The 26,127-nt window shown below is 70.5% G+C and carries 23 protein-coding genes; 13 read left to right on the forward strand and 10 right to left on the reverse strand.

The genetic code is table 11. The features are described 5' to 3' along the window. The first annotated feature begins 304 nt into the window (after positions 1-304). Genes EHS43_RS00565 through EHS43_RS00575 form a run of 3 tightly spaced genes read left to right on the forward strand, consistent with a single transcriptional unit; the run spans position 305 to position 3,938 of the window. Complete coding sequence (locus EHS43_RS00565) at positions 305-1,654, forward strand: NAD(P)/FAD-dependent oxidoreductase (RefSeq protein ID WP_185806067.1); 1,350 nt, start codon at positions 305-307, stop codon at positions 1,652-1,654. Continuing rightward, positions 1,651-2,529 carry an SDR family NAD(P)-dependent oxidoreductase gene (locus tag EHS43_RS00570; protein WP_125188369.1) on the forward strand — a complete coding sequence of 293 codons (879 nt, stop codon included), beginning with the start codon at positions 1,651-1,653 and terminating at the stop codon, positions 2,527-2,529. Before EHS43_RS00565 ends, EHS43_RS00570 begins: the two co-directional genes overlap by 4 nt. Then, complete coding sequence (locus EHS43_RS00575; RefSeq protein ID WP_125188371.1) at positions 2,526-3,938, forward strand: aldehyde dehydrogenase family protein; 1,413 nt, start codon at positions 2,526-2,528, stop codon at positions 3,936-3,938. Before EHS43_RS00570 ends, EHS43_RS00575 begins: the two co-directional genes overlap by 4 nt. Before the next feature lie 55 nt (positions 3,939-3,993). Here EHS43_RS00575 and EHS43_RS00580 read toward each other — a convergent pair whose 3' ends face one another. Continuing rightward, positions 3,994-5,067 (reverse strand): AraC family transcriptional regulator, encoded by a 1,074-nt coding sequence (locus EHS43_RS00580; RefSeq protein ID WP_125188373.1) that lies wholly within the window; start codon positions 5,065-5,067, stop codon positions 3,994-3,996. Between the two features lie 194 nt (positions 5,068-5,261). Here EHS43_RS00580 and EHS43_RS00585 point away from each other — a divergent pair, with 194 nt between their 5' ends. Continuing rightward, positions 5,262-6,491, forward strand: a complete 1,230-nt coding sequence (locus EHS43_RS00585) for an MFS transporter (RefSeq protein WP_260470325.1) — start codon at positions 5,262-5,264, stop codon at positions 6,489-6,491. Between the two features lie 466 nt (positions 6,492-6,957). Here the strand turns inward: EHS43_RS00585 and EHS43_RS00590 are convergent, their stop codons facing one another. The 4 genes from EHS43_RS00590 to EHS43_RS00605 all read right to left on the reverse strand — a co-directional run bounded on the left by EHS43_RS00590 (position 6,958) and on the right by EHS43_RS00605 (position 11,168). Next, positions 6,958-9,045 (reverse strand): LamG domain-containing protein, encoded by a 2,088-nt coding sequence (locus tag EHS43_RS00590; protein ID WP_125188405.1) that lies wholly within the window; start codon positions 9,043-9,045, stop codon positions 6,958-6,960. 634 nt (positions 9,046-9,679) lie between these two features. Then, entirely contained in the window at positions 9,680-10,093 is a 414-nt protein-coding gene (locus EHS43_RS00595; protein ID WP_125188375.1) for a PIN domain nuclease, read from the reverse strand. Then, on the reverse strand, positions 10,090-10,353 hold the full coding sequence (locus EHS43_RS00600) for a type II toxin-antitoxin system VapB family antitoxin (protein ID WP_125188377.1): 264 nt from the start codon (positions 10,351-10,353) through the stop codon (positions 10,090-10,092). Before EHS43_RS00600 ends, EHS43_RS00595 begins: the two co-directional genes overlap by 4 nt. 479 nt (positions 10,354-10,832) lie before the next feature. Beyond that, a complete protein-coding gene (locus EHS43_RS00605; RefSeq protein WP_125188378.1) occupies positions 10,833-11,168 on the reverse strand; it encodes a hypothetical protein in 336 nt (111 codons plus the stop codon). 118 nt (positions 11,169-11,286) lie between these two features. Between EHS43_RS00605 and EHS43_RS00610 the strand changes: the two genes are divergently transcribed. From EHS43_RS00610 to EHS43_RS00625, 4 genes are all read left to right on the forward strand, one after another. Beyond that, entirely contained in the window at positions 11,287-11,520 is a 234-nt protein-coding gene (locus EHS43_RS00610) for a type II toxin-antitoxin system VapB family antitoxin (RefSeq protein ID WP_053672219.1), read from the forward strand. After that, on the forward strand, positions 11,517-11,924 hold the full coding sequence (locus tag EHS43_RS00615; protein ID WP_125188379.1) for a PIN domain nuclease: 408 nt from the start codon (positions 11,517-11,519) through the stop codon (positions 11,922-11,924). The genes EHS43_RS00610 and EHS43_RS00615 overlap by 4 nt, the downstream gene beginning before the upstream one ends. A gap of 37 nt (positions 11,925-11,961) precedes the next feature. Beyond that, complete coding sequence (locus EHS43_RS00620) at positions 11,962-12,324, forward strand: hypothetical protein (RefSeq protein WP_125188380.1); 363 nt, start codon at positions 11,962-11,964, stop codon at positions 12,322-12,324. 432 nt (positions 12,325-12,756) lie between these two features. Then, entirely contained in the window at positions 12,757-13,095 is a 339-nt protein-coding gene (locus EHS43_RS00625; protein ID WP_125188381.1) for a carboxymuconolactone decarboxylase family protein, read from the forward strand. Positions 13,096-13,259: 164 nt separating this feature from the next. Here the strand turns inward: EHS43_RS00625 and EHS43_RS00630 are convergent, their stop codons facing one another. After that, positions 13,260-13,691, reverse strand: a complete 432-nt coding sequence (locus EHS43_RS00630) for an ester cyclase (protein ID WP_185806068.1) — start codon at positions 13,689-13,691, stop codon at positions 13,260-13,262. 111 nt (positions 13,692-13,802) lie between these two features. Beyond that, the gene (locus tag EHS43_RS00635; RefSeq protein ID WP_125188383.1) at positions 13,803-15,335 is read right to left on the reverse strand and encodes an MFS transporter; all 1,533 of its coding nucleotides are present in this window, start codon (positions 15,333-15,335) and stop codon (positions 13,803-13,805) included. 511 nt (positions 15,336-15,846) lie between these two features. On the opposite strand from EHS43_RS00635, the gene EHS43_RS00640 reads away from it, so the two are divergent. From EHS43_RS00640 to EHS43_RS00650, 3 genes are all read left to right on the forward strand, one after another. Continuing rightward, positions 15,847-17,205 carry a DUF1254 domain-containing protein gene (locus tag EHS43_RS00640; RefSeq protein WP_185806069.1) on the forward strand — a complete coding sequence of 453 codons (1,359 nt, stop codon included), beginning with the start codon at positions 15,847-15,849 and terminating at the stop codon, positions 17,203-17,205. Continuing rightward, positions 17,178-18,890 (forward strand): SulP family inorganic anion transporter, encoded by a 1,713-nt coding sequence (locus EHS43_RS00645; RefSeq protein WP_125188385.1) that lies wholly within the window; start codon positions 17,178-17,180, stop codon positions 18,888-18,890. The genes EHS43_RS00640 and EHS43_RS00645 overlap by 28 nt, the downstream gene beginning before the upstream one ends. A gap of 233 nt (positions 18,891-19,123) precedes the next feature. Continuing rightward, positions 19,124-20,659 carry a DUF1254 domain-containing protein gene (locus EHS43_RS00650; RefSeq protein WP_125188386.1) on the forward strand — a complete coding sequence of 512 codons (1,536 nt, stop codon included), beginning with the start codon at positions 19,124-19,126 and terminating at the stop codon, positions 20,657-20,659. A 58-nt stretch (positions 20,660-20,717) separates the two neighbouring features. Here the strand turns inward: EHS43_RS00650 and EHS43_RS00655 are convergent, their stop codons facing one another. Beyond that, positions 20,718-21,965: a DUF418 domain-containing protein gene (locus tag EHS43_RS00655; protein WP_125188387.1), complete on the reverse strand. Its 1,248-nt coding sequence runs from the start codon at positions 21,963-21,965 to the stop codon at positions 20,718-20,720. A gap of 214 nt (positions 21,966-22,179) precedes the next feature. Here EHS43_RS00655 and EHS43_RS00660 point away from each other — a divergent pair, with 214 nt between their 5' ends. Then, positions 22,180-22,395, forward strand: a complete 216-nt coding sequence (locus EHS43_RS00660) for a hypothetical protein (protein WP_125188388.1) — start codon at positions 22,180-22,182, stop codon at positions 22,393-22,395. A gap of 22 nt (positions 22,396-22,417) precedes the next feature. Continuing rightward, on the forward strand, positions 22,418-24,256 hold the full coding sequence (locus EHS43_RS00665; protein WP_125188389.1) for an ABC transporter ATP-binding protein: 1,839 nt from the start codon (positions 22,418-22,420) through the stop codon (positions 24,254-24,256). On the opposite strand, the gene EHS43_RS00670 is transcribed toward EHS43_RS00665, so the two are convergent. Continuing rightward, positions 24,217-25,326, reverse strand: a complete 1,110-nt coding sequence (locus EHS43_RS00670; protein ID WP_125188391.1) for a sensor histidine kinase — start codon at positions 25,324-25,326, stop codon at positions 24,217-24,219. The genes EHS43_RS00665 and EHS43_RS00670 overlap by 40 nt on opposite strands. Continuing rightward, on the reverse strand, positions 25,323-26,018 hold the full coding sequence (locus EHS43_RS00675) for a response regulator transcription factor (protein ID WP_125188393.1): 696 nt from the start codon (positions 26,016-26,018) through the stop codon (positions 25,323-25,325). The genes EHS43_RS00670 and EHS43_RS00675 overlap by 4 nt, the downstream gene beginning before the upstream one ends. Positions 26,019-26,127: the final 109 nt, after the last annotated feature.

Below are 26,127 nucleotides of genomic sequence, written 5' to 3' on the forward strand. Positions count from 1 at the left end.
CGGTGTGTGCTGGTCGGCCATCTCGACGCCGGCGTCACCGAGGGTGTTCATGGAGCGCATCGGCCTCAATCGGTACGTCCGAGCGCGCGGATCCGGTGCTCGCAGGTGAGCCGGAAGCCGTGCGTGAGGCGTGCGTCCAGGTCCGCAGCAAGGATCATCGCGATCAGGCGACGCCGGATGCCGTGGTGGCGCGGCCGCTGAGGTCCGGTCCGTGGCCGCCCGAGTCAGTTTCCGCCGAACGGCGGGTGCATACGTTTTCTCCCAGACCCGCTCCGTGAAGCGGGACGAACGAGGAGGCGGGCCCGTGACGGAAAGCCAGTTGGACACGTGTGTGATCGGGGCGGGACCTGCCGGGCTGGCGGTCGCGCGGGCTCTGGCGGAGCGAGGGCTGCCGTACACGCATCTGGAGCGGCACACCGGGCCCGGCGGTATCTGGGACATCGACAATCCCGGAAGCCCGATGTACGAGTCGGCCCATTTCATCTCCAGCAGGACCCTGTCGGGATTCGGCGGCTTCCCGATGCCCGACCACTTCGCGGACTACCCGCCGCACCGGCAGATCCTCATGTATCTGCGGTCCTTCGCCGATGCCTACGGGCTGACGGACCGCATCGAGTTCGGCGTCGAGGTCGGAGGGGTCGAGAAGAACGCGGACGGCACCTGGACGGTCACCCGGTCCGACGGCCGGGAGAGCGTGCACGGGCAGGTCGTGGTGTGCACGGGCTCGCAGTGGCACCCCAACGTCCCCGAGCTGCCGGGGGAGTTCAGCGGGGAGGTCCGGCACACCGTCGGCTATCGCAGCGCGGAGGAGCTGAGGGGCAAACGGGTCCTGGTCGTGGGGGCGGGGAACTCCGGGTGTGACATCGCGTGCGACGCGGCCCGGACCGCGGACCACGCGGTGATCAGCATGCGGCGCGGGTACTGGTTCATCCCCAAGCATCTGTTCGGCCGACCGGTGGACACCATCGCCGACAGCGGGCCGCACCTGCCGATGTGGCTGGCGCAGCGGGTCTTCGGCGCCCTTCTGCGGGTCCTCAACGGCGATCCGACGCGGCTGGGGCTGCAGAAGCCGGACCACAAGCTGTTCGAGACCCACCCGGCCATCAACTCGATGCTGATCCACCACCTCCAGCACGGGGACATCACGGCCAAGCCCGGGATCGCCCGCACCGAGGGCCGGACCGTGCACTTCACCGACGGCACGAGCGACGACTTCGATCTCGTCCTGCTGGCCACCGGCTACGTCCACAAAGTGCCGGTCGCGCAGCAGTACTTCGGCGACGAGCAGCACCCCGACCTCTACCTGTCGTCGTTCTCACGCGAGCACCAGGGCCTGTTCGGCGTCGGTTTCGTGGAGACCAACTCAGGTGCCTACCAGCTCTTCGACACCCAGGCGCAGCTGATTGCCGGGTACCTCCACGACGTGCGGCACAGGCCGTCGAGCGCGGAGCGGTTCGCCCGCATGATCCGCGCCGACCGCCCGGATCTGACCGGCGGGCTGAAGTTCGTCGCATCGCCCCGCCACACCGGCTACGTCGAGAGCGGGGCCTTCGTGAAGTACCTGGCCAAGGTCGCGGGGGAGATGGGCTGGCGTACCGAGGGCCGGCCGCCGTCGTCGACACGGTCCCCGCGACGTGCGGAGGCGACGGCATGAGCGGGTTCGACTTCACCGACAAGGTCATGCTGGTCACCGGCGGCGCGGGTGGCATCGGCAGTGCGCTGTGCCGCCGCTTCGCCTCCGGCGGCGCCCGGGTCGTCGTCGTCGACATCGACGAGACCCGGGCCGAGAAGGTCGCCGCCGGGCTGCCGGGTGCCGGACACCGGGGGATCGGCTGCGACCTGATGGACCGCGCCCAGGTGGAGCGGCTGTTCGAGCTGGTTGCCGACGCCTACGGGCGCCTCGACGTCCTCGTCAACAACGTCGGTATGACCAGCGCCGAACGCTTCGACGTCCGCAGTGTCGAGAGCATCGAGCGGGAGATCACCCTCAACCTGACCTCCCCGCTGATCACGACCAGGATCGCGATCCCCCTGCTTCAGGCCTCGCCGGATGCCCGGGTGGTCACCACCGTCTCCCTCGGCGGGATCTTCCCCCTCGGCGAGACCCCGGTCTACACGGCTTCCAAGTTCGGGCTGCGCGGCGCGATGCTCGCCATCGGGCTCGACCTCAGGAGCAAGGGCATCCTGGCCGGCGCGGTGCTGCCGTCGGCGACCGACACCCGAATGCTGCGTCAGGAGGCCGTGGACGGTGGCAACTCCCTGCAGTTCCAGGAACCCCCGCAGCAGCCCGCCGACGTCGTCGCGGCCGTGGTGAGCCTGCTGGACAAGCCCCGCCTGGAGGCCTATCCCCGGGCCGGTGAGTCCCGTCTGGTGCGGTTCGCGATGCTCGCGCCGAACCTGCTGCCCAAGGTCTTCCCGCTGTTCCGCAGGCGCGGTGATCGCGGCGTGGCCCGCTATCTGGAGGACCTCCGCAGCCGCGGACTGGCCCGCCAAGCCGACGGCCGCTGGGAGCTGGTGGAGGAGGCATGACCACGAACGGGATGCTGCATGTCGTCAACCCCGCCACCGGCGAGCCGGTCACCACGGTGCCCGCCGCGAGCGCCGACGACGTCGCCAAGGCCGCCGAGCGGGCCCGGCAGGTCTGGGAGGCAGGGGTGTGGGCGCGGTTGCCGGCCCGCGAACGCAGTGCCGTGCTGGTGCGGCTGGCCGACCTGATGGAACGCGACGCCGAGATCCTTGCCCGTATGGACAGCGAGGACGCGGGCAAACCGATCACGGAGTGCCGCACGGGCGACGTTCCGGGCGCGATCGAGTCGATCCGCTGGTTCGCCGAGGCAGCCGACAAGGTCTTCGGCCGTGTCGCGCCGAGCCGTCCGGACGGGCTGGGTCTCATGATGCGCGAGCCGGTCGGGGTGGTCGCGGCGATCCTGCCGTGGAACTACCCGCTGGCCATGACCGCGTGGAAGGTGGGGCCCGCCCTGGCCGCGGGCAACTGCCTGCTGGTCAAGCCGGCCGAGGCGACCCCGCGTTCGGCCCTGCACCTGGCCGCGCTCGCCGCCGAGGCAGGACTGCCGGACGGGGTGCTCACCGTCCTGCCCGGGTACGGCCGGGAAGCCGGGGCGGCCCTCGCGCGTGACCCTCTGGTGGGGGCGCTCTCCTTCACCGGCTCCACCGCGACCGGCCGTCGCATCCTCAAGGACGCCGCCGAGAGCAACTTCAAGCGGGTCTCACTGGAGATGGGCGGTAAGAGCCCGCAGGTGCTGATGGCCGACGCGCTCGACCACGGGGACGAGCTGATCGACCACATGATCGAGGCCGCGTTCCTGACGACGGGGCAGAACTGCACGGCCGGCTCGCGTGTCCTGGTCCACCGCGACATCGCACAGGAGGTCCTGGAGCGGTTCACGGCCGCGGCGGGAGAACTCGTCATCGGTGATCCGGCCGACCCGCGCACGCAGCTGGGGCCGCTGATCAACCGTGCCGCCTTCGACCGGGTCGCGGGGGCCGTGGACGCGGCCAGAGCGGGTGGGGCCCGGGTCCACACCGGGGGACTGCCCCACGGGCTGCCTCCGCGCGGTGCCTACTGTCCGCCCACCGTGATCACCGGCGCCCCCGACGGCAGCGACGTCCTCACCAGGGAACTGTTCGGCCCCGTCGTCACCGTCCAGACCTTCGGCTCCGAGGACGAGGCGGTACGCATGGCCAACGCCACCGAGTACGGGCTCGCCGCGTCCGTATGGACCCGGGACCTCGACAGCGCGCTTCGGCTGGCTCGCGGCATCGAGGCCGGTGTGATCTCCGTGAACGCCTACAGCGAGGGTGACATCACCACCCCCTTCGGCGGCTGGAAGCAGTCCGGATTCGGCGGTGTGGAGAAGTCCACCAACGCCTTCGACCAGTGGACCCGGGAGAAGACGGTCTGGATCCGCACCCGCTGACCCAGGGCCTCTCGCGTGGATCAGGACTCAGGACTCAGGACTCAGGGCCCAGGTCTCAGAGGCGCTCCGAACGCATCTGCTCGCGCAGATGGACCGGCGAGGTGCCGTGCCAGCGGTGCACCGCGCGGCGCAGTGCGCGTTCGTCGGAGAACCCGGCCCGGCGGGCGATGTCACGCAAGGTCAGTTCGGGGCGCAGCAGCAGCTGTTCGACGCGTTCCCGGCGCACTCCCTCGACCAGTGCCTCGTACGTCGTGCCGCAGTCGGCCAGCCGGCGACGCAGCGTCCGCTCACTCGTCGCGTGCCGTCGTGCCTGCTCGGCGAACGAGGGGATCACCGGGAGGCTCTGGGCGACGGAAACCTCCAGAACCTCCAGGAGGTCCTGGAGGCCGCGGCGTGCGGCCATCTGCGCGTCGAGCATCTCCAGAGTCGACGCGTAGGTCACCGGATCCCGGCCGGGCATCGGAGCCCGGGCCCACGCGGGGTCGATGACCATGCGGTTGGCCGGGGCGCCGAAACGGACCGGGCAGCCGAACAGGGCACCGTGCAGGTCGTTCCGGCGCGGCGGGGGACAGGCGAACTCCACCACCTTCGGCGCGAAGGCCGGGCCGACGGACAGCCGGGACAGCGTGACCACGGAGGCGAGCCCCTCCTCGATCAGGAAGACGGCGACAGCCGGGTCGATGGCCGGATCGGGGAGGTCGGCGCGCAGCACGAAGGCGTCGTCCTCCTCGCTCGTACCGGCCGACCACACCACCATCGCCCCGGACAGGTTCTGGTACTTCACCCCTGTCTCGATGGCGTGCCGCAGGGTGTCGTCGGCCATCAGGGCGAAGCCGAGCAGGCCCCACGCGGTCAGATGCTGTGCCGCACCGACCTTCAGCCCCAGGTGCTCGTCCCGGGTGAGCTCCAGCGCGCGACGGATCACCGCGCTGCCCTGCCGGTAGGACACCCTCAGCGCGGCGGAGCGCATGACGGTCTCGTCCAGCCCGACCTGCTGCAGCAGGGGCCGCAGGTCGATGCCGCGCGCGTCGGCGACCGCGACGAGATGGCGCAGGATGTTGGGTTGGATCGTCGCCGACGTGCTGCGGCTGGTCCCCGGCGGGCTCGCCGGGCCGGGGGCAAGGGACATCGCACTCACCTTCTCCTCGGCCACCACTGTAGGCAGCCGGGCGGCACCGGTCGCGTCCCTGGCCCCCCGGGTCCCCTGTACGGCCTCTGGCGTCCTGCGCCCGCCCTCCCCCGCCTGGCTACGGTTTCCGGAATCCCCCTCGCATCGACTCGCCGACCCTCTCCACGCACACAGGATCGAAGGCGCGAAGGCACATGTCCCTCCATGCACCACGCGAGGCGCCGTGCGGGCGCCCCGTCTCCAAGGCCGACGCCCGGCGGGCCGCGACCGTCGTGTTCGCCGCGCAGGGCGCCTGTGTCGCCGCCGTGTACACGACCGTCCCCGCCGTGACGGAACACCTGCAACTGGCTCCGCTCCTGACGACCGCCCTGCTGGTCGCGGTGGCCCTGACGGCAGGGGTCGGCAGCTTCCTGGGCCTGGCCGCGATCCGCCGCGCCGGTCCCGTCGCCACCATGCGCGGCGCCATGCTGACGGCCGTCGCCGCCCTGATGCTGATCGGCTGGGCCCCCGGTCAGCTAGCCGTCACCGCGGCCTACCTCCTCTTCGGGCTCGCTGTCGGAGCCCTCGATGTCAGCGTCAACACCCGGGCCGCCGAGATCGAACGCGCCTACGGGCGCAGCATCTTCGGCTCGTTCTACACGGCATGGAGCGTGGGCGGCGTGATCGCGGCGCTGCTCACCGCGGTGGCGGCCCGGCTGGGGTGGTCCGTGGCCGCCGGCCTGACCTTGCAGGCAGGCATCGTCCTGCTGCTCGCCGTCTGTCTGCGGACCTACGCCCTCCCCGCCCCCCAGGAGCCCTCGGACGCCGTCCCGCGGGCGCCGCTCGGGCGCCGCGTGTGGGTCCGGCTCATTCCGTTCGGATGCGTTCTCCTGGTCGTCTACGTCGTCGAATCCACCGTTTCGGCCTGGTCGGCGGTCTACCTTCGGCAGACCCTCGCCGCGACGCTGACGGTGGCGCCGTTGGCCTACGCGGCCTACCAGGCCGGTACGGTCATCGGCCGTGCCGGTGCCGATCGGTTCGTACGGCGGCGCGGAGCGGTCGCCGTCGTGCGCACCGCGACACTGCTCACCGCAGCCGCCCTGGCAGGCCTGGCCGCCGCGCCGAGCTGGCCGTTCGCCGTTCTCGCGGCCGGGGCGGCGGGCCTGGGAGTGTCCGTGCTGGCTCCGCTGTGCCTGGCCTCCGCCGCACGGCTGCGTCCCGCGGCATCGGAGGCGGTCCTGGCACGCCTGAACCTCTTCAACTACGTCGGCGTCATCACCGGTGGTGCCGTCAGCGGGCTCCTCGGCTCCACCGGCCACTTCCGCCTCGCCTTCGCCGCACCGGCCGCCCTCGTGGCCCTTCTGCCGGCCGCCGCCCGCCATTTCACCCAGCCTTCGGACTCGGCCCGTACGGAGAGCCTCGCTCAGGCGGGCCCAGCGGGATGACGGCGGACGCACCGTCGACGGCGCGGCTCCCGGTGCCGCTGAGGATGTCGACGCCCGGTGTCAGCGGGCCCAGCATCGCCACCACCGCCGTCAGACCATCGAAACACCGCAGGACGCCCGGAGGCGTTGCACCTTCGTGGACGGCGCCGACATTCCGGTGTCGTCGGCCGTCCCGGGGCGGTGTCGGGACGCAAGGACAGGAACGGACCGACGACGACGGAGGGGCGGAGACGCGGCGCAGGACGGCACGCGCCTGTTTGGCGCAGGTGCGCCGCAGGTTCGCGGTCGCCCGCTACCGAGTCGGCTGTTGTTCGTGTTCGATGCGGGCGGGCATCAGGACGCGGGGACGGACGCAGTCCCAGGCGCCGGCGGTCGACCGGAGCAGGACGGCCCGCCCGAACCTGGGTTCGGGCGGGCCGCTGGGGAGGTCAGGGATCAGGGATCAGCACAGACAAGGATCCGTACCTCATCCCAGGCTGGAGACGTCCCTGTCCCTCAGCGCGCCGGAGTAGGCCTGTACCTCGTCCACGTCGCCATGCAGGTACTCGCCCCAGCCGTCGTCGGACCTGGCCCGGCCGATCTGGAGGGCACCGGTGCTGTGCCAGCCGTTGGGGAGGCTCGCGGTCGCCTGGGCGTTGGTGTAGCCGTTGAGGTAGAGCCTGATCGTGTCGGTGGCGTCGTCGTAGACCACGGCGAGGTGCTGGCCTTGGCCCTCGCCACCGTCCGCGCCCACGATCCGGGACACCACCTTCTCGGGGGCTCCGGTCTCGTCCTTCTCCGGCATCACCAGCTGCCAGGTGTGCGTGGACGGCTCGTAGCGCACCTTGAAGGCGTCGGTGTGCCGGCCGGCCTGCGAGAGCACGGTCATCGGGTGGGTCGGCGCGGAGTCCGCGAGGCGAACGACAACGCCGAGAGTGAAACTGTCCCCGGTGTCCACGACGGGCCCGTCAGCAGCGGCGTACCCGCTCTCGCCGTCCAGCACCAGATGCCCGTCGCCGACGAGGGGCGGCGGCACGTAGGTGCAGTCCGGGTCGATCTCCGGGATACAGGAACTGTCGGAGCCCCGGTAGATCGAAGCCCCCGCCCCGAGCCGCAGCGGCGCGCCGTCCGACTGCTCGGGGCTCAGACCGTCCGTTGCGCTGTCCAGCGACCAGTGGCCGAGCAACTTCGGTTTGCGGTAAGCAAGTTCGGCTACCTCGTCCGGCACCACGACCCGGTCGTGAACCTGTACGTCACCGATGTCCCCGTGCCACTGGTCCTCATAGCCGGCAACCCTGAGGGCGCGCCCGATCTGGAAAGCGCCTGCCGCCTCGGCGGGAGCCGCGTCGGCCGCGGTACCGGCCTCGTGGCCGTTGACGTACAGCCGAGCCTTTCCGGTCTCGGCGTCGTACAGCCCCAGCAGATGGGCCCACTCGCCGGTCTCGGGGGCGCCGCCGGACACCTGTGCGCCGCCGATCGCGAACGACCATGCGGCCCCGGAGTCCTGACGGCGCAGCCCGAGGCCGAAGCCGGGCGCCCCATCGGCGTCCTGGCTGACGACGGTCATGTTCCGGTCGGTTTCGGCGGGCCGTACCCACGCGCTCACCGCGAAGGTCTTACGGATGTCGGTCACCGAGGTGTCCGGCGTGAGAAAGGCGTGGCTGCTGCCGTCGAGGCCGACCGTGGTGGTGGCCGTGGTGCCTGTGGGCGCCGGGCCGCCGAAGGTCACGCCGGTCCCGGCACGGGCGGCGGTGCCGTTCTCGGCGGCGGCCGAGGTGGAGTCCGCCGGGTCGTCCAGCTTCCAGCGGGCGACGGGAGCACGGCCGGCCTTCACGTTGAAGTCGTAACGCGACTCCCCGCTGCTTCGGCCCGACCGGTCGATCGCGTGGACCGTCAGCGACTTGGGCCCTGCCGAGAGCGGCAGGTACGGAATGGTCACGGCCGCCCCCGGCCGCTCCGCGGAGACGGTGTCGTAAGGGCCGCCCGTGAAGCCGTATCTGTACGACACCACGTCGTCGGAAGGCGAGTCCATGGTGAAGTGGCCGTAGATGCCCACTCCGTCCACCCAGAACACGTCTTCCGGGTTGGGGTATTCGGGAGAGGTGATCGTGGCCTTCTCCGGGCTCACGTCGTCGTACACGAACGAGCAGACCGAGCCGTCGCCCGCGTCGCTCCACGCGGAGGTCGCCTTGCCGTCGTTCGCGCGGACATGCCAGGAGACGACGGTGTTCGCCGGGATGTCGTTCGGCATCGTCCAGTACTGGCGCGACCCCGAGGAGAGAATGATGGTGGTGTAGGTACGCTGCTGTTCCACCCCGGCCGCGTCCGTCCACCAGGCTTCGAACTCGCCACTGAGCGGGCTGGATTCGGAGGGCTGGTTGTCCTCCTCCGGGTCGTACAGCACCGCACTGAGCCTGGGCGGCGCCGAAACGTATGGCGTGTCGTCACCGGTCGCGCATGCCTTGCCTCCCGACTGGAGGTCTTGGACAAGCGGCTGATTCGGCGGCAGGTTGCCCACCGCGTACGCCGTCCCGGCAGCCGTGGCCAACAGTGCCGCCGCACAACTCCCGACCACGGTCTGTCTGCGTCTGCCTGTCCTCGTGAACCTGGTCAAGTGGCCCTCCCCTGTGAGTGCTTGACGCTCGTGGATCACACGAGCGCCTGAAGCTAACAGAGCCCACTGACAGCGCGGCAAGGGTTTCCCGGCCGACCTGTTCCACAACTTCGTCGTGGTCGAAGCAGGACACCCGACAACGCCGGGAATGCTCGGCAGAGGCACGGAGGTGCGGGTGAACACGGCGGACGCGACTGCTTCTGCGGTAGGCGTACTGCTCATCGTTTTTCAGGGGCCATTGAGGAGCCACAAGGGCGGCAACAGGCCGACAAGCACTGCACGGGACTGACATGGATCAGCACGTCTGACCTGCAAGAGCGGCGTTGATCGGCGATGATCGGCAAGGCCCGTCAAGATCTTCAAAGGACTCATGATCCGTCGGCGGTGGGTTCGAGTCCCACCCGCCCCACTGTGCAGGTCTTGGGCCTGCGCACAGGTATCGGCCTGATTCTGGACCCCGGCTGGACGCGAGGATCCGGAAGTGGTGTCGCCCGGTGACTCCAGGGGTGTCGGGAGACGGCCCAGGTCACAGCGGGACGACCTCCAGACGGCCGGGCCGGTCGGGAGTTCGGTGCGCGTCGGCGCCGCGCGAGCTTCAGTGCCTGAGGTCGATCGTGCGGACAGGCTGCCCTGTCGTGCGGGCGATGGTTTCGAAGTCGCGGTCGTAGTGGAGCAGGGTGAGTCCCGCTTCTTCCGCGGTCGCGGCCACCAGGAGGTCCACGGGGCCCGCGCTGCGGTGTTCTCCCTTGGCGGTCAGCTGTTCCTGGATGACGCGGGAGCGGCGGTAGACGCCGTCGGGCATGGGACACCAGGCGTAGTGGGCGTCGAGTGCCGACTTCACGCGGGCGCGGTCCGTGGTCGAGCGGGCCGAGTAGAGGACTTCCAGTTCGGTGAGGTCGCAGATCGCGACCAGGCCGGCGGCGATCCTGTCGTCCCATTCGGCCGTGTTCTGGCGGAGCAGGACACGGGCAAGGGCGGAGGTGTCGATGAGGTAGTCGGCGACGGTCACGCGTCCGCTCCGGCGCCGCGGTCATCGTGCGCCGCGCCCGCGCTCTTGGGGCGGTATGCGTTCTTGTCCAGCAGCAGGTCGATGTCCAGTGCGCCCTCGGCCACCAGTTCACGGGCCTCGTCGAGGGCACGCAGGCGCCGGTAGCGGGCCGTGACCTCCCGCAGGGCGGTGTTGATCGTGTCGCGCTTGGTGGAGGTGCCGAGCTCTCTGGCGGCTGCTTCCAGTGCCTCGTCGTCGAGATCGATGACCGTCCGGCTCATGGTGGCCTCCTCCGCTGGAGTGTATAAAGTCGAGTGTATCAATATACAAGATCTTTTGTATCTCTCCTTTGTTGCGCGTTCGACCCCATGGAACGCCTCACGCCCAGTACCAAGGGTGTCCACCAGTCCCCGGCAGGTAGAGATCAATGGTGAGTGGGCCGAGCGCCGTGAGGGAGCCCAGGACCGGGACGAGCGGTAGCCGACGGGGTCTCGGAGGGCGGGGCGCGTCTTCCGTGACGGTGATGCTGCTCTGCGGGGTCTCGGGCATGTCCGTTCCAGGGCTTCGTGGGCGAGTGGAGTGTGCGGACGGCTTACTGCCGCTTGTGCCGGCGGCGCCGACGCCGGCACGAGCGAGGTGCTTCCGTGGACCGTGGGGCCGCCCGTCAGGGCGCGGGTGGCGATGCCGCGGGCCATGTTGCCCGGCCCGACGGTGACGATCTGCACGGTGCTGTCGTCCTTCCTCGCGAGGTGCTCGGCCGCTACTGGGCGTGGACCCGCACGACGCTGAACGGCAGCTGCGGATCGGCGATCTGGAACTGGAAGTTGACGATCAACAGGTCACACCCGTCGAACGCCGCCGTGGAGGGGCTGTGCGTGCCGTGTCCGTGGACGGTGCGCACGAGCTTTGCCCGGGTGTAGTCGTGGCTCAGCTTCAGGACGCTGATCTGGCCTTCGGGGTGGTCGAGTTCGGTGACGGCGGTGAGGGTGTTCCCCCGCAGCGGCAGACCGTCGCCCGAGAGGCCCTCGGCGCGCCGAGGTCGATGGGGACGACCTGGTGGGTGTTGAGGTCGACGCGGTAGAAGGAAGCGGCTCATGTGAACACCGTGGACATCCGGCGCACCTCTCTTGTGTCGTCTGCTTGCGATCGATACTCCGCGGTCGATGTTGGTGATGTATCTTGGATACATACATCGTGGATGTTGGAGGTGTCCGATGTCCGTCACGCAGATTGATCTCGACGACGAGGCGCTGGCCGAGGCCATGCGGCTCATGGGTGTCACGACGAAGAAGGAGACCGTCAACGCGGCCCTTCGGGACTACGTGGCGCGGATCAAGCGGCTTGAGGCTGCGGAGAAGCTGGCCGCGCGAGGTGCGCGTGGCGAGTTCGAGCAGGCCGCAGCGGCGCATGACGCGGAGAAGCGTGCGCGGCGCGAGGCCTTCGAGTGATCACTTATCTGGTCGACACCTCGGCTCTGTGGCACCTGTTTCGCACCCCAGGTGCGTTGCGTCCCTGGGAGGGACACATCGCCGCCGGGGTGTTCCACCTCTGCGAGCCGACACGTGCCGAATTCCTCTACTCGGCGACCAGCCCGTCTCACCGAGATGAGCTGGCCGAGGAGCTGGACGCGCTCTGCCTGCTCTCCCCGGTTCCGAAGAACGCCTGGCGGTGGGTCGACACCGCCCAGTACAAACTGACACAGAGGGGCCAGCATCGGGCGACGGGAGCGATCGACCTGTTGGTGTGTGCGACAGCTGTACATCATGGGCACACCGTCCTCCACGTGGACAATGACTTCGCGACGGTGGCCGGAGTCCTCAAGGAAGTCCAGCAGCGAGACGCGCGAGCCTGATCTCCGGAGGCAGGAACACGTCTGTCAGCTTCTGACCTTGGTGATCGATGTCTCCGGGGCGCATCACCACGACCTGTCCCCGCATGCGCGAGGCCGACAGCTTCGGCGCATCGAACGCGGCCGCCACCTCAAAGCGATCCCCATGTGCGCGGGGCTGGTGCACGCAACCTACGCGGCCGTGGGGCCCGGCGAGATCTCCGCGCTTCGCCGGCATCTGTTCGGGCCGTGGATCGATGCCGAGATCGAAGTCGACCTCCTCCGGGAAGGGCACATCCTGGTCCGGCGGAGTCCTGAGATCTCCGGGCTCCAGCTCGACTCGCTCTCCATTGCCGACGGTACGCGCACGGAGTGGCCCCCACTGGTTTGGACGGACCGCATCGAGAGCAGCGACTCAGCCTGAGTGGTCGGCACGGGGCTGTGTTCCCGCCGTTGCGGGTCGGGCGGCGCGTTCGTTGCGGCGGTCGTCCGGGTTCCCGGCATGCGGGAGTCGGGCTGCCCTGAACGACGGCGAAGCATCTGAACGAGGCGGCCTCCACCGCGGCCTGCTGCCCGCGCGGACGCTCCTTGCGTGCCTGTCGGCGTCCCCGGTCGCTCGCGCCTGCCCGCTTGGGCCCGATGGGAGAACAAGAGCCGCCCGCCCTTCCTCCGTCAGGCATGGGGGTCGCGCTGACGCCGGTGTGTCAGGCCGCCACGTCTGCCTCCCTCTTCGGATGAACCGCTCAACGGGCAATCGGGAGGAAATGGACTTACGGTCGAGCAGTACGCGCTTGCGGAGCCGCTGCTGCTTCCGCCTGCTGACTCTCGTCACGACACCATCAGGAGACCACCTGCCATGGCCACAGCATCTGAAACCCCGGTACTGGACACCCTCGCCGCGATGACGGTCGACTCGGTCGAGCGGTGCGGGCTGTCCCCGGACGTGTTCATGCTTACCCGCATCGCGGCCCTCGCTGCTTCGGACGCTCCGCCGATCTCCTACGTCGCCCACATCGACCCCGCCCTTCAGGCCGGCCTGACCGTCGACCAGGTGCAGGATGTCCTGGTCGCCATCGCCCCCGTCGTGGGCACAGCCCGTGTCATGACGGCAGGCGGCAACATCACCAAAGCACTCGGCATCGCGATCACCGTCGCTGACGCAGAGACAGAGGCCAGGAGCCAGGGCAAGGGCTGAGTGCGCAGACGTCGCCCGAGGTCCGGAACCAAATCCACCTGAGCAGCCCGTCGGTGATGACCTCACCTCCGGCGTTTCCGGCTGACCGGGACTCCGGGAACTCCGGCCGTCCGTGTCCCGCGCGGAACTCCGGGCCCCGTGTGCCGGATCTCCGTGTGTTCCCGTCAGCCCTGCATCTGCTCCGTCAGGCCCAGCTGGCTCATGATGGCGCCCGTGTCCATGTAGGCGCGGCCTTCCTTGATCCGGTTGTCCTCGAGCTCGTAGATGTCGCACGCGTGCACCGTGACGTGGCGCCCCGTGGCCGGCACGGTGCCCGCGTGCAGGACCAGGTCGCCGGTCTGGGTTCCGCTGCCCGTGTACTCGACGACCACCGTGTCCCCGTGTGACGTGAGGTGGTCGAGGGTGAACTTGCCGTCGGGCATCGCGTCGAACATGGCCTTCGCGAGCTGGGTGAAGCCCTCCGGACCCTGCAGCGTCCTTCCGCTGCCCTCCTCGGTGAGGGTGCAGTCCGGAGCGACGGACCCGGCGATGGAGTCGTAATCCCGCTCGTTCCACGCCCGGAAGAGATCGCGGACGAAGGTTTCGTTGTCGGTCATGGGAGCCTCCATTCGGGAACGTCCCCCTGTTTCCATGCTGACTCGCCGCGTCCGGACATGCATCTGCTGCAGGACGGCGGGCTGTTGTGGCGAGCGAGGACGATGACACGGTCAGCGTTCGGGCCGCGGCCTGCGGGGCATCAGCAGGTGCGCCGCGACCGCCAGGGCGATCGGGAGGAGGCTCACGATCAGCAGGGTGAGCCTCAGGCCGTTGGTGAAGTCCAGCCCGAGGGCCAGTCCGGACTGCTGGAGCAGGTTCGGGTCGTATCCGGCGGTGCCCGGACTGTGGGCCAGCGCGCTGCGCGTCGCGTCGACCGCCTGATCGGCCTCGGTCACCGACAGTCCGCGCTCGTCGGCGTCGTTGAGCCACTGTCGTTGGAAGAAGAAGTTGAGCAGCAGGAGGTAGACGGCGGGGCCGAGCGCGTAGCCGGTCATGCCGAAGGCCGGCTGGACGGCGGCCACGGCTCCGGCCTTTCCGGGCGGGGCGTGCGCGAGGATGGTCTCGGCCACCGCGGAGGAGGCCACCAGCGAGCCCAGGTTGGTGAGCCAGGTGGCCAGTACGACGATCCACAGAGCCATGGTGGGTGTGGCGGTGGCCGCCATGAGCAGCCCGCCCGCGGCCATCACCAGCAGGCCGGTGACGAGGACGGGCCGGGGGGTGTACTTCCCGATGAGGCGTCCGGCGAGGATGACGCCGGCGGCGACCGCCAGGGTGCCGGGCAGGAAGAGCAGGCCGATCGTGCGCGGGGACAGCGAGAGGATCACACTCCCGAACTGCCCGAGGACGAAACTGAACCCGGCGACGAGGAAGTTGAGCGTCAGGCTGGCCAGCGCGGCCACGGCGAACGGACCGCTGCGGAACAGCGACAGGTCCAGGACCGGTTCCGGTGTCCGGCGTTCACGGATCACGAAGAGCACGCCGGCGACCGCGCTGATCACCAGCGGCAGCCAGGCCTGGAGCTGGGAGATCCCGTTCTCCGCCTCGGCGACGCCGTGGACGAGGGTGAGCAGGGCGAAGCCGACCAGGCTGACGCCGCCGACGTCGACCCCGCGGCGCTCCAGGACCGGGGACTCGGTGACGTACCGGGTGGTCAGCCCGAGTGCGATCAGCGACAGCAGGGGGGCGAGCAGGAACAGCCAGCGCCAGCCGACGGCCTCCACCACCCAGCCCCCGAGCGCGGGGGTCACCCCGCACAGCACCATGTCGATGGCCATGAAGATGCCGATGGCCGCCGGCCGTCTCTCGGCCGGCACCGACACCTTGAGCAGGGCCATCGACACGCCCAGGACCGCGGCCAGCGCCAGGCCGTCGAGGAGGCGCGTCACCAGCAGGAACCCGTAGTCGGGGGAGATCGCGGAGAGCAGGTTGACGACGATGTCGCCGACCAGCCCCAGCATCAGCAGCCGCTTGAGCCCGAACGCGTCCCCGAGACTGCCCACGGCGAGCACGGCGGCGGCCACGACCAGCGTCGAGGCCCCACCCAGGAACCCGACGACATCGGGCGGCACGTGCAGCGCCCGGCTGACCTGCGGCATGTTCAGGCTGAGGACCAGTGGGTCGACGGCCGTGATCGTGAAAGCGAGGGCGAGTCCCGAGATGATCGGGAGGAACGCGACAATGGATCGCGGCTCCGCAGCCGGCACAGCAGCACCTTCCGTACGCCGGTCGTCGCCGACCGTTCACCGACCGACCGTAGCCGGGCCACCGCTTTTGGTCCGTCTTCCTCGGGTCGACGCACAGGGCTCACACCTGTTCGGGCCAGGGGGCCGTCGCAGGTGGCCAGGAGCGCCGACCGCTTCGCGGGAGCGTGGGACCGCCTAGCGGGCCGAAGGGAACCGGGCGGGTCGCGCGGAACTGGCGGCGCGGGTCGCGGAGTTCGACGCCCGGGGGAGCGGTGGAGGCCCGGATCGCTCACGGGACGCGGGCGCGGAGGTGCCGGACGGATCCGGGCGAAATGGCGTGCTGTTGCTGGGCCGTGGTTGCGGTGATCTACTCGGAAGAGGCCCAACTCGCATGAACGGTCTGCTTCGTATCCGATGCGGTACGGCGAGTGAGCGTGGCCATCCCCGCGGAGAGCCAGAGGTGCCTCGTCGGCGGCCCGGCCCCGGGGCGGCCGTATCGCGTGCCGCCGAGTCACAGAACAGGAGCGTGGTGATGGCTTCCGCAGGTACGAGCCCCGCGCCACAAACGGTCAGCGACTGGCGTCGCGAATACGCCTACACACTGGGGGAGCAGGCCTACGTCTACGGCTTCCCCTACATCTACAACGCCGAGCTGCGCCACGGCTGGGTGACCGAGCCGCCCGACCCGAAGATGAGGATGCACTCCGCCGTCGACCACTTCTGGCATGCCCGGACGCTCTTCGACGCCTCCGACCAGGAGGGACTGGCGCCCAACGTCGACACCCTCTACTCGTGCGCCTGGGTCGACCTGAGCACGGAGCCCGTCATCCTCTCGCACCCGGAGATGGGCGACCGCTACTTCACCTTCGAACTCACCGGCATCACCTCGGACAACTACGACTACGTCGGCCGACGGGCCACGGGGCCGCACGCGGGCGACTTCGCCCTCGTGGGGCCGGGATGGGAGGGAGAACTCCCCGCAGGAGTGCGTCGTACGGCGACCGCCCCCAGCCCCTGGATCCTGGTGGCCGGCCGCACCCTGATCGACGGCGAACACGATCTGCCCGCCGTCCACGCGCTGCAGGACCAGTACCGGCTGACCCCGCTGCACCTGTACGGGAAGCAGGGCGTGACCGTGCCGGAACGCCGCGACGTGCTCGTACCCGTCGATCCGGAGCGGGATCCGCTCGCGCCGTGGAAGACGCTTAACGCGATGCTCGCCGAGAACCCTCCTCCGGAGCGCCACGAGATCCTGCTCCGGCAGTTCGCGGAGATCGGCGTGGGCGCCGGTCTCGACGTGGAGGCACAGCCCGAGTCCGTCCGGCAGGGACTGATCGCCGCCGCCACCGCCGGTCTGCCCATGCTCCAGGAGCAACTGCTCAGCGGTGACTGGGCCAAGCTGATCAACGGCTGGCGTTACCCGCCGCCGCAGATGGGGCATTTCGGGGACGACTTCATCAAACGGGCCGCGGAACAGGCCCTCTTCGGTATCGCCGCGAACGATCTGGAGGAGACGGTGTACCTCGTCGCCTTCGACGACGCGGAGGGCGAGAAACTCTCGACAGGCCGTTATGAGATGCGCTTCGAGGCCGGGGCGCTGCCCCCCGTCGACGCCTTCTGGTCCCTGACGGCCTACGACGAGGCCAGGAACCTGATCGCCAACCCGATCGACCGCTACTCCATTGGAGACCGCACCCGAGGACTGGTCACCGAGCCGGACGGCGGCCTGATCCTCCACCTCCAGCCCGACTCACCCGGCTCCGAACGGGAGAGCAACTGGCTGCCCACACCGCAGCAGGGCATCTGGTTCGTCGCGCTGCGCATGTACCTGCCACGCCCTGAAGTCGTCGACGCGCGCTGGCAGTGCCCGCCGATCACACGCGCCGGCTGACCGGTCGACGCCTGCTGACCGCCCTGCCGGTGGCCGAATGGGTCCGCGGCTACCGGCGGGGGCTGCTGCGCGGTGACGTACTGGCCGGCCTGACGGTGTGGGCGTTGATCGTGCCGGAGTCGGTGGCATACGCGGAGATCGCCGGAGTCCCTCCGCAGAACGCGTTCTACGCGGCTCCCATCGCTCTCGTGGGCTACGCGCTCCTGGGAGGTTCGCGCTTTCTGGTCGTGGGGGCGACATCGGCCGCGGCCGTGCTGTCGGCGTCCACCGTCAAAGGCGTCAGCGGCGATCCGGGCGCCGCCGTCGGGCTGTCGGCGGCGCTGGCGGTGATCGTGGGCGCGGTGCTGGTGGTGGCCGGAGCGGCCCGGCTGGGGTTCCTCACCAACTTCCTGGCGGAGCCCGCCCTGGTCGGCTTCCTCTTCGGCATGGCCCTGACGATCATGGTGCGGCAGACGGGGAAGATCCTCGGTGTCTCCAGCGGGGAGGGCGACTTCTTCCAGCGCCTGGTGAAGCTGCTGAGCCAGACGGGCGACTGGTCGTGGACCACGATCGCCGTCGGCGTGGCCGCGGTGGGCTCGCTGCTCCTGCTGGAGCGCCTCCTGCCGCGGCTGCCGGCCTCGCTGATCGTGCTGGCCGCCGGACTGATCCTCTCCCAGGCCCTGCACCTGAGCGACCACGGTGTGCAGACGGTGGGCAGGATCCCGGCGGCCGTGCCGGTCCCTCACCTGCCCGGCATCTCGTCCGCCGACTGGGCCGAACTCGCCGCCGGCTCCCTCGGGGTGGCGCTGGTCGTCTTCGCCGAGTCCTACAGCATCGCCGGCCGCTTCGCCCGCCTCCACGGCCACGAGGTGAAGGCCGACCGCGAGATGGTTGCGATGGGAGCGGTCAACCTCGGGGTGGGTTTCTTCCGCGGCTTCGCGGTCTCCGGCAGCGCGTCCCGCAGCGCCGCCGCCGAGGGCGCGGGCGGCCGCAGCCCGATGGTCTCCCTGGTCGCGGCGGGGCTGGTGCTGCTCACCGGGGCGTTCCTGACCTCGCTGTTCACCCCACTGCCCGAGGCGGTGCTCGGGGCGATCGTGATCGTGGCCGTGAAGGGTTTCCTGCGGGTCGGGGAACTGCGCCGCTACGCCACGCACGACCGGCCCAGCCTCTGGATCGCTGTGACCGCACTCGTCGGTGTGCTGGTCTTCGACCTGCTGCCCGGTCTGCTGCTCGCGGTGCTGCTGTCGCTGCTGCTGTTCATCGCCTATTCCAGCACCCCGCGGGTTGCGGTCCTGGGGCTGCTGCCCGGCACCGGCGTGTGGGGCGACCTGAAGGAGCACCCACGAGCCGTGGCCGCACCGGGAATCCTCGTGGCCCGGCCGGACGGGGCGCTCTTCTTCGGCAACGTCAACCGTGTCCGTACGGCGGTGAAGGAGCTGGTGGCGGCATCCGACCGCCCGCCCCGTGCCGTCGTGGTGGACCTGACGGCGAGTTACCGGCTGGGCCTGCCGGTCCTGGACACCCTGGCGGACCTCGCCGCGGACCTCGACCACCAGGGAGTCGAGCTCCATCTGGCCCGGGTCCGGGCCCGCCCCACACGCGCACTGTCCCGGCACCCCCTGCACGCGACCCTCAGCCCGGACCGCCTCCACCCGACGGTGACCGATGCCGTGGACGCGCTGAGTGACGGATGGGGACCGGCGTGACCTGGGAGTCCGGTTGCCGGGGCCAGGACACGGTGATGTACTCGAACAACAGGTGCGTGTTGGAGCACCCGGCCCGGTAAACCCCACCAAGCACGGCGCAGACGCCGCCGCGTGGCGCACCGGGAAGAGCCGGGATGCGTCGTAGACGTTCGCCGGTTTCCCCGTTCGCGTCCCCGAGTTCACGTGGTGGCCGCAAGCCGTGCTGTTCGGCCCCAGGAGAGGAACCCGGTGCGATGGCATCCTCAGGCAACAGCAACCATTCCGGACGAGGTCTGCGCCACGACCTCGCCACGGCGGCAGTCGGCATCGGCCACGCGGCGGCTTCCACCGGAAAGGCCACCGCGGCGGCCGTACGCAACCCGCGGGACACCATCGACCGCGCCAGGAAGGTGACGCGGGCCCTGCCCCTCGCATGGCACTCGGTGAAGCCGACGCTGACCGGGCGGGTGGACGACTGGCGCCGCGAATACGCGTACACGCTGGGGGAGCAGGCCTTCGTCTACGGCTTCCCGTACATCTACAACGCCGAGCTCCGCCACCGCTGGGTGACCCAGAAGCCCGAGTCGGAATCGACGCCCTACATGGCCGTCAACCACTTCTGGCATGCGAGCAAGCTCTGGGACGTCTCGGACCGGGAGGGCGTGTCGCCCAACATCGACACGCTGTACTCCTGGGCGTGGGTGGACCTGAGCGAGGAACCCCTCATCCTCTCGCACCCGGACATGGGCGACCGCTACTTCACCTTCGAACTGGTCTCCTTCACCTCCGACAACTACGACTACGTGGGCATGCGGGCGACCGGATCGGCGGCCGGTGACTTCGCCCTCATCGGCCCGGACTGGAGCGGGGACCTCCCGGAAGGCGTGCGCCGCACGGCGAACGCCCCCACCCCGTGGGTCCTCATCGTCGGGCGGACCCTCATCGACGACGCGGACGACCTCCCGGCCGTCCACGCGCTGCAGCGGCAGTACCGGCTGACGCCGCTCCACCTGTTCGGCAAGGAGGGCGTCACGCTCCCGGAACGCCGCGACGTACCGATACCGGCCGACCCCGCCGAGGACCCCCTCGCTCCGTGGAAGACACTCAACGCGATGCTGGCCGAGAACCCCCTGCCGGAGCATCACGACGTCCTGCTCCGGCAGTTCGCGGAGATCGGCATCGGCCCAGGACTGGACGTCGGGGCCCAACCGGAGCCGGTGAAGGAGGGGTTGATCCGGGCCGCCGCCACCGCCTTGCCCATGCTCGAACAGCAACTGCTCAGTGGTCAGTGGGCCGATCTGGTCAACGGCTGGCGGTACGCCCCCGGGAAGGTCGGGCACTACGGGGACGACTTCCTCAGGCGGGCCGCGGAGCAGTCCCTGGTGGGCATCGCCGTCAACGATCCCGAGGAGGCGGTCTATTTGACGGCCTTCACCGACAGCGACGGTGAAACGCTGGCCACCGGCCGCTACGAACTGCGCTTCGGCGCGGGGACGCTGCCCCCGGTCGACGCGTTCTGGTCCCTGAGCGCCTACGACGAGAGCCGGAACCTGATCCCGAATCCCATCGACCGGTACGCCATCGGAGACCGCACCCGAGGGCTGGTCACGGACGATGACGGAGGTCTGGTCCTCCACCTGCAACCGGACTCGCCGGGGCCGGAGCGGGAGTCCAACTGGCTGCCCACTCCGCAGCAGGGCATCTGGTACGTCGCACTGCGCATGTACCTCCCGCGCGCCGAGGTCATCGACGCCCGGTGGCACTGCCCGCCGATCAAGCGCGTCGGTTGACGGAGGACAGACCACACAGCCGGGGTGGGACGCGGAGGCGTCCCACCCCGGCACTGTCTCACCGGAGGTGCTTCGCCGGCCTGGTGGCCGCGTTGAGCAGGTACTCCAAGGGGCCGCGGCGGAAGAAGCGGGACCAGACCGCGGCGAACACGGTCGCCCCGAGGACGAACATGAGCAGGGGCAGCCAGGACTGCTGGGTGCCCGTCCCGGCCGGCAGGGACAGTGCGGACTGGGCGAGGAAGTGGCCGACGTAGGCGGTCAGGGACATGGTGCCCACGGCGATGACCGGTTTCGCCAGGCGGCGCAGCCGAGGCAGGCGGTCCATCGCCACCGTCGCACCGACGACCACGAGGATCGCGACGCCCACGCTGCCGATGATGTCGAAGGTGGTGCCGCTGTGCGGCCCGGCCGTCAGGAGCAACGACGCCGGCATGTCGGGGAGCGACCCGCTGTCGAGGGCGGCCGCCCCGGAGCCGCCGGACGACGGCCCGTCCTCCGCGAGGCTCCGCAACGCGCCCTTGCCGGCGAGCAGCAAGGACATGCCGTACGCGGTCGAGGTGAGGGCGGCACCGAGCACGGCCAGGCGCCGTTGGACGGTTCCGGAGGACAGGTCGAGGCGGCCCAGCGCCATGCCCGCGATCACGAACGACATCCACGTGAGCGCCGGATAGAAACCGGTGAGCAGCAGATCGAGCACTCCCACCTCGCTGAGGCGGCGGAGCGGGTCGTAGGCGTTGATGCTCTGCTGGGCCGACGGACTCAGCAGCGCGTTCAGGGCGAACGCCAGCTGCGGTGTGACGAGTGCGAGCACGGCCGCGGTGATCGCGAGTGTCCTGGCACGCAACCGCACCAGGGGCAGGGCCAGCAGAAAGTAGACCCCGTAGAAGCCGAGGATGATCACGCCCCCGTACTCCATCGCCATCGCGCTGCCCAACGCCAGCAGGACCACGGCGCGGATCGCGATCCGGGCCTTCGCCTGCCGGCCCGCCAGGCCGGTCTTCGGCTCCCGGCTGCCGGCGAGCAGCATCAGCGAGAACCCGGCGAGGGTGGCGAACAGGATCGACGAATGACCGTCGGCCATGTAGCGGATCCAGCCGGCCACTCCGTGGGTGGCGGACAACGGGGGGCCGATGTGCACGACGTACATGCCGAACACCGCCAGCGCGCGCGCCAGATCCACCCCGACCAGGCGTCCCGTCGAGGGACGGGGCGAGGCCGGCACAGCGGACTCCGGGAAGGTACGGGGCGGCGGAGGCGAGTGCTCCTGCGGAGCTGACGTCTCCTGCGAGGGCTGCATCTTTGTCATTCGGAGAATCTCGCGTGGAGGCAAGGGCGCGGACCATCCGGCAGCCTTCGGTAACGCCCCCGCCGATCGGCGGGGGACGCCCTGCCGACGGGCGGAGTCTCCTCCCCGGCCGGTCCGGTGCGACCGGAGGGCGATCTTCTCCAGCCACTCGGCGGGGGTGGACCCGACAGTCGCCGGATGGGGCGCGGCACGGACGGGCTTCCAGGCTGGAGGCATGACACACCGTGCGCGACACGACGAGCGCGAGGACTCCCTGCGAACATCGGCCGACCTACCGGGCCGTGACGCCGTCCCCGGCAGGGGCGAGTTTCTGGAATTCCTCGGTCTGACGCTGGCGGCGGGCGCCTTCGCCCTGATCGTCGCCCACCCCGAGGTGCCCGAGGTGCTGGTGCACACCCTCGCCACGAGCACAGCCGGACTCGTCCACTGAGCCCGCGGAGGAAAGGAACCTCGTGAACACCGCATCCGCCCCGACGACGGATGAGGCTTCCCTGTCCGCCCGGGAGACAGCCAAGGCACTGGGCGCGTACGTCCGGCCGCACCGGTGGGCCGTCGCCCTCGGCCTGCTGTGCGCCCTGGTCGGGGCCGCCGGGGGGCTGCTCCAGCCGCTGGCCACGAAGGCACTGGTGGATCGGCTCGCCTCCGGGGGGACCATCACCGGCATACTGATCGCGCTGACCACGCTGGTGCTGCTGGGCACGGCGGTCGAGGCCTTCGGAACGTATGTGCTGGAGCGGACGGCGGAGTCGGTGGTCCTGGCCGCGCGGCGCACCCTGGTGGGGCGGCTGCTGCGGCTGCGGCTCGCGGAGTGGGAGCGGATCCCGCCGGGCGATCTGATGTCCCGGGTCACCTCGGACACGACGCTGCTGCGGGCGGTCAGCACCCAGGCGGTCGTCTCGGCGGCCACCGGCGCGGTGGCCTTCGTGGCGGCAGTCGTCATGATGGCGTACCTGGATGTCGTCCTGCTGGGTGTGACGCTCGGGGTGGTCGTGCTGGTCGGCGGGGCCGTCGCCCTGGTGATGCCCCGGATCGCCCGCGCCACCGAACGGTCGCAGGCGGCGGTCGGGGAGATCTCCGTAGGGTTGGAGCGGGCTCTCGGGGCGTTTCGCACGGTGAAGGCGTCCGGTGCCGAGGAGCGGGAGACCGCCCGGGTGGAAGCGGCGGCACGGCGGGCGTGGCGGCACGGTGTGAAGAGCGCGAAGTGGGAGGCCGTGGCAGGCTCGGCCGACGAACTCGCCGTACAGCTGGCCTTCCTCGCCGTGCTCGCGGTCGGCGGGGCGCGGGTGGCGTCCGGGGAGATCCCCGTGTCCACCCTCATCGCCTTCCTGCTGTACCTCTTCTACCTGATCGAGCCGGTGTCCAGGCTGATCGACGCCGTCTCCTCCTTTCAGGAGGGTGCGGCCGCGATCTCCCGGATCGCGCACGTGGAACGCCTGCCGGCGGAGCCGACCGACCGGCACAAGAGTGTGCTGCCCGGACGGGGGAGAGGGGTACCGGGTCCGGCGTCGGTCCGCTTCGAGGACGTCTCCTTCCGCTATCGCGCGGGCCTGCCGTACGTCCATCGACAGGCGAGTTTCGAGGTGCCGGGCACCGGGATGACGGCCTTCGTGGGCCCCTCCGGCGCGGGCAAGTCGACGGTCTTCGCGCTCATCGAACGGTTCCACGAGGCAACCGGCGGCCGGGTCCTGGTCGACGGCAAGGACGTACGGGAGTGGTCCCTGCCCGAGCTGCGGGCCGCCATCGGGTACGTGGAGCAGGACGCTCCGGTGCTGGCCGGCACACTGAGGGAGAACCTGGTCCTCGCGGCGCCCGGCGCGACGGACGAGGACATCCGCGGCGTCCTGACCCGCACGAAGCTCGACACCCTCGTCGGGCGTCTGCCCCACGGCCTGGACACCCCGGTCGGGCATCGCGGCTCGAAGCTGTCGGGCGGCGAGCGGCAGCGCGTCGCCATCGCCCGCGCCCTGCTGCGCAGGCCACGCCTGCTGTTGCTGGACGAGGCGACCTCGCAGCTCGACGCGGTCAACGAGCTGACGCTGCGGGACGTCATCACGGACGTGGCCCGGGAGACCACCGTGCTGGTGGTGGCCCACCGCCTGTCGACGGTGACAGGCGCCGACCGCATCGTCGTCATGGACGCCGGCCGGGTCCGGGCCGTGGGCACTCACGAGGAGCTGATGGATCAGGACCGGCTCTACGCGCAGCTGGCGGCCGGCCAGCTCCTGGCCCCCGTTGCCGGCCATGGCGTCGCTCACTCCGCGCCGAGCGGGATCCGCAACCGCACCCGGTAGCCGCCCTCCGTGGTCGGGCCCGCACTCAGGGTGCCGCGCAGGATCTCGGCCCGTTCCCGCAGACCGACCAAGCCCTGCCGCGAACCCGGGAGAGCGAGGGAGGGACGCGTGGGCGCGGTGTTGGTGACGGTCACCCCGACGTGGCCGCCGTCCTGCCACAGATCGACGCGAGCGGTGGCGCCGGGGGCGTGCTTGCGGACGTTGGTCAGCGCCTCCTGAACCGTGCGGTACAGGGCCCGCTGGGCGGGTGTGCCCACGGTGGGCGGCAGTTCACCCGTGAGCTCTGCGTGAGTCCCGCTCGTCTCCACCAGTTTGTGCAGGTCGGCCAGGGTGGGCTGAGGGGTCAGCTCGGTGGCGTGGCCGCCGGAGGCGCGCAGCAGCGTGACCATGGTGCGCAGTTCGTCGAGCGTGGTGACGCTCAGCGAACGGATCGTGCGGGCCGCCTCCTTGGCGTCCGCGTCCTTGGCCGCGACCTGCAGGGCTCCGGCCCGTACGGCGATCAGGCTGACCTGGTGGGAGACCACGTCGTGCATTTCGCGTGCCAGCTGGGCGCGTTCGCGGGCGAGCACGGCCTGGGCGTGCAGGGCCCGCTCGTGCTCCCTGGCCTCCTCGATCTCGGCCAGCCGCCGGGCCAGGTCCCGTTGCGCCTGGAGAAGCTGGCCGAAGAGGACCGGGGCCGCGGCGGTCGCAAGGCCGTACACGAAGAAGACCAGCGTCATGGTCCGGTCGACCTCGGCCATGGGCCACGGAGTACTGCTCGCGACGGCGGACAGGGCGACGCACAGCGCGAGGAGCCGACGGTCGCGGGAACGCTCGGCCAGGGTGAACAGCGCCACGAGCACAGCGACGGCGACATCCTGCATCAGCGCGACGGGCAGGGTGAGCAGAAACACGCCGAGCGGGTACCTGCGCCGGAACGCCAACGCGGCGCAGCCGACCGCGGCCAGCGCGACACCGAGGCGTGTGTGCTCCCACATGTTCAGCCATACGTCCACGGCCGCCGTCGCCACCAGGACGATGTCGACGACCGGCGCGGGAACCCGCTGCCACGCGGCACGTGCGCGGCTCATCGGCCGGCCTGCGACCGCGGGTGCTCGTCGAGCAGTCCGGCTCGCTGTGCCAGCAGCGCGGCCTGCACCCGGCTCGTCACCCGCAGCTTCGTGAGGATCGCGCTGACGTGGTCCTTGACCGTGCCGGCACCCAGGTGGAGGCGCACTCCGATGTCGGCGTTCGACAGTCCGTCTGCCACCAGCACGAGGACGTCACGCTCGCGGGCGGTCAGCAGCCGTACCCGGGCGGCCCCCTCGTCCACGGCGGCCCCGGCGCCCGGGTGGCCGTGCAGCAGGGTGCGTGACGCCTTGGGGGAGAGCACCACGCCGCCCGCGGCCAGGGTGCGCACCAGGTGGGACAGCTGCTCCGGCTCGGTGTCCTTCAGCAGGAATCCGGCCGCACCGCAGTGCAGCGCGGTCAGGACGTACTCGTCGGCGTCGAACGTCGTCAGCATCGCCACCGCCGGAGCGTCCGGCCCCGCCCGCAGCTCCCGCAGCACGGTGAGCCCGTCGACGTCCGGCATCCGGATGTCCAGCAGCACCACGTCGGGCCGCTCCCGCCGGACCGTTTCCACGGCGTCGCCGCCGCTCGCGGTCGCGACGACCTCGATGTCCTCGGACGCGCCCAGAATGAGTTCGAAGCCCGAGCGGACCAACGCCTCGTCGTCGACCACCACTACCCGGATCACGCGCTCCGCCTCACCTTCGTTCATGCCGTCCGGCCCATGCCGTCTCGACCCTAAAGCCATGCAGAGCCCCGGTGACCAGGGAAGCGGCGGCTTCAGCCACACGGCGGGGCAGGACCCACCGGTCGGCAGGGAC

The sequence above is a fragment of the Streptomyces sp. RP5T genome (genome assembly GCF_003933965.1).
In the GTDB taxonomy this organism is placed as follows: Bacteria; Actinomycetota; Actinomycetes; order Streptomycetales; family Streptomycetaceae; genus Streptomyces.

Bases quoted from the DNA above. Each gene is read 5' to 3' on its own strand.
- EHS43_RS00570 (WP_125188369.1), top strand. From the start codon at position 1,651: ATGAGCGGGTTCGACTTCACCGACAAGGTCATGCTGGTCACCGGCGGC.
- EHS43_RS00575 (WP_125188371.1), top strand. From the start codon at position 2,526: ATGACCACGAACGGGATGCTGCATGTCGTCAACCCCGCCACCGGCGAG.
- EHS43_RS00580 (WP_125188373.1), bottom strand. From the start codon at position 5,067: ATGTCCCTTGCCCCCGGCCCGGCGAGCCCGCCGGGGACCAGCCGCAGC.
- EHS43_RS00585 (WP_260470325.1), top strand. From the start codon at position 5,262: ATGTCCCTCCATGCACCACGCGAGGCGCCGTGCGGGCGCCCCGTCTCC.
- EHS43_RS00600 (WP_125188377.1), bottom strand. From the start codon at position 10,353: ATGAGCCGGACGGTCATCGATCTCGACGACGAGGCACTGGAAGCAGCC.
- EHS43_RS00605 (WP_125188378.1), bottom strand. From the start codon at position 11,168: ATGAGCCGCTTCCTTCTACCGCGTCGACCTCAACACCCACCAGGTCGT.
- EHS43_RS00610 (WP_053672219.1), top strand. From the start codon at position 11,287: ATGTCCGTCACGCAGATTGATCTCGACGACGAGGCGCTGGCCGAGGCC.
- EHS43_RS00625 (WP_125188381.1), top strand. From the start codon at position 12,757: ATGGCCACAGCATCTGAAACCCCGGTACTGGACACCCTCGCCGCGATG.
- EHS43_RS00630 (WP_185806068.1), bottom strand. From the start codon at position 13,691: ATGACCGACAACGAAACCTTCGTCCGCGATCTCTTCCGGGCGTGGAAC.
- EHS43_RS00640 (WP_185806069.1), top strand. From the start codon at position 15,847: ATGGCTTCCGCAGGTACGAGCCCCGCGCCACAAACGGTCAGCGACTGG.
- EHS43_RS00650 (WP_125188386.1), top strand. From the start codon at position 19,124: ATGGCATCCTCAGGCAACAGCAACCATTCCGGACGAGGTCTGCGCCAC.
- EHS43_RS00655 (WP_125188387.1), bottom strand. From the start codon at position 21,965: ATGACAAAGATGCAGCCCTCGCAGGAGACGTCAGCTCCGCAGGAGCAC.
- EHS43_RS00660 (WP_125188388.1), top strand. From the start codon at position 22,180: ATGACACACCGTGCGCGACACGACGAGCGCGAGGACTCCCTGCGAACA.
- EHS43_RS00670 (WP_125188391.1), bottom strand. From the start codon at position 25,326: ATGAGCCGCGCACGTGCCGCGTGGCAGCGGGTTCCCGCGCCGGTCGTC.
- EHS43_RS00675 (WP_125188393.1), bottom strand. From the start codon at position 26,018: ATGAACGAAGGTGAGGCGGAGCGCGTGATCCGGGTAGTGGTGGTCGAC.